This is a genomic window from Collinsella sp. AM23-17, assembly GCF_003470945.1.
GTDB lineage: Bacteria > Actinomycetota > Coriobacteriia > Coriobacteriales > Coriobacteriaceae > Collinsella > Collinsella aerofaciens_O.
The window spans coordinates 1-695 of sequence record NZ_QRHU01000058.1; the positions used below are offsets into that span (position 1 = coordinate 1).

Sequence of the window (695 nt, forward strand, 5' to 3'; positions counted from 1 at the left end):
TCCGCCTGAGCTCCATGTTGGTCATGCCGTCGTAGCCCGCCGCGACCCAGCGGTAGATCGTCGAGGGCGACAGGTCCACGGGACCGCCGTTGCGGGCGGACAGCTGCTCGGGCGACAGCCCCCGGCCCAGGCCGTCGCGGATGAGGGCGAGCGCCTCGGCCGCGGCGGGCTCGTCGGCGTCTATCCCGCGCCTGGACGAGACGAGGACCGAGTCCGCGCACAGCTGCGCGGCGCCGGCGTCGTAGAAGACGTGCGGGCGCCGCTTGCAGCCGATCGCGCGGTACCGCCCGCACCCGTTGCAGCAGCGCGGCCACGCGGCCAGGCGCGGGCAGGCCGCCGACAGGTCGGTGTTGGCGTCCACGCGCTCGCCGCGCCTCTCCCTCGGCGCCGTCACGAACCTGTGCGACGCCACCTCGGAGCTCACCGTCGAGGGCGACCTGCCTAGCTCCCTCGCGATCTGCCTGCATGAGGCCCCTCGCTCCAGCATCCTCTGGACCGTGTTCCGCTCGTGCCTGGTGAGCCTGCCGTAGGCCCTCGGGACCGCCTTCCCGGCCCCCTTCTTCCTCTTTCCGGACATGTAGTCCTCCGATCTCCCGGGGCCGGCCGGTCCGGCCCTCAGGGTATCGGATTCCCACATTCATCCGTACATGTACGGATGAATGTGGGAAGTGTTCGGATGAAGTTGCCATTCAAGG

The 695-nt window shown here is 70.6% G+C and carries 1 protein-coding gene and 2 pseudogenes; 1 reads left to right on the plus strand and 2 read right to left on the minus strand.

Features of this window, described 5'->3' with window-relative positions; all coding sequences use genetic code 11:
* Positions 1-361, minus strand: a pseudogene (locus tag DW645_RS09850) (IS30 family transposase); the annotation flags it as partial.
* On the opposite strand from DW645_RS09850, the gene DW645_RS10265 reads away from it, so the two are divergent.
* Entirely contained in the window at positions 348-530 is a 183-nt protein-coding gene (locus tag DW645_RS10265) for a hypothetical protein (RefSeq protein ID WP_370448107.1), read from the plus strand. The pseudogene DW645_RS09850 and the gene DW645_RS10265 overlap by 14 nt on opposite strands.
* Here DW645_RS10265 and DW645_RS10270 read toward each other — a convergent pair.
* Positions 464-637, minus strand: a pseudogene (locus tag DW645_RS10270) (hypothetical protein); the annotation flags it as partial. The gene DW645_RS10265 and the pseudogene DW645_RS10270 overlap by 67 nt on opposite strands.
* Positions 638-695: the final 58 nt, after the last annotated feature.